The organism is Mesorhizobium sp. B1-1-5 (assembly GCF_006443065.1).
Classification (GTDB): domain Bacteria; phylum Pseudomonadota; class Alphaproteobacteria; order Rhizobiales; family Rhizobiaceae; genus Mesorhizobium.
Genome location: NZ_VFWS01000531.1, coordinates 1 through 1171 on the forward strand (window position 1 = coordinate 1; position 1171 = coordinate 1171).

General features: G+C 66.9%; 1 protein-coding gene and 1 pseudogene. Both read left to right on the plus strand.

Annotated features, from left to right (window positions below; all coding sequences use genetic code 11):
* Positions 1 to 159: 159 nt before the first annotated feature.
* On the plus strand, positions 160 to 1062 hold the full coding sequence (locus tag FJ980_RS33035) for a 4-(cytidine 5'-diphospho)-2-C-methyl-D-erythritol kinase (protein ID WP_140497978.1): 903 nt from the start codon (positions 160 to 162) through the stop codon (positions 1060 to 1062).
* Positions 1049 to 1171: pseudogene (locus FJ980_RS35715) on the plus strand (molybdenum cofactor biosynthesis protein B); the annotation flags it as partial. The gene FJ980_RS33035 and the pseudogene FJ980_RS35715, both read left to right, overlap by 14 nt.

Below are 1171 nucleotides of genomic sequence, written 5' to 3' on the forward strand. Positions count from 1 at the left end.
CCGCACCTTCATCCGCGAGGCCGAGCGTGTAACCGCCAAGGTGCGGCGCACCGAAAAGCAGACGGCAAACGGCGCGATGGGGACGCTGGTGAAGGATCCGAAGACCGGCGAGTACCGGCTGGCCAAGGACTGATCCTCATTTCACTCGCAATCGAGAGCCTGGAATCCGGCCAGCGCGTCCGGATATGGCCGGCGCCCGCCAAGATAAACCTCGCTCTGCATGTCACCGGCAGGCGCGATGACGGGTATCATCTGATCGAAAGCCTGGCGGTGTTCACGCGCTTTGGCGACAGGATCGAGATCGCGCTTGCCGAGCGAGACGATTTCAGCGTGTCCGGCCGCTACGCTCCGGATGTTCCCGTCGACGGCAGCAATCTGGTGCTCAGGGCGCGTGACGCGCTGCGGCAGGCAGCCGGTCCTCGCGGCACGCCGCCGGTCGCCATCAAGCTCGAAAAGAACCTGCCCGTCGCTTCCGGCGTCGGCGGCGGGTCGAGCGATGCGGCAGCAGTTCTGCGTGGGCTTGCGGCAAGCTGGCAACTCGACATCGACGATGTCGCGCTGGCGCGGATCGGGCTTTCGCTTGGCGCCGATATTCCCATGTGTCTGGCAGCCAGGCCGCTGATTGCACGCGGCATCGGCGAGGAGCTGTCGATCGTGCCTGATTTCTCGGCGCTCGGACTGGTGCTGGTCAATCCCGGCAAGGCGGTCTCGACCGCCGACGTATTCAACGCGCTGTCGCGGCGCGACAATGATGCGCTGCCGCCGCTGCCGCATGTGGTTGACTTCCACGGCCTGCGCAACTGGCTGGAGATAACGCGCAACGATCTCGAGCCGGCGGCCCGCGCCATCGAGCCCGCCATCGGCAAGGCACTTTCGGTGCTGAACAAGGCCGGGGCCGGTTGTGCCCGCATGTCGGGTTCCGGCGCCACGTGCTTCGGCCTGTTCGAGACCGGCAATGTCGCCAAGCGCGCGGCCGCGGACATCCGCGCCCGGCAACCCGACTGGTTCGTCGCCGCGACGCGCAGCATGACGGCGGAGGCAGATGCCCATGGCCAGGACTGACGAGAGCCGTTCCTTCATTCCGGTCCGCATCGCGGTGCTGACCGTTTCCGACACGCGCAGCCTTGCCGACGACAGGTCCGGCCAGACGCTGGCCGATCGCATCGCGGAT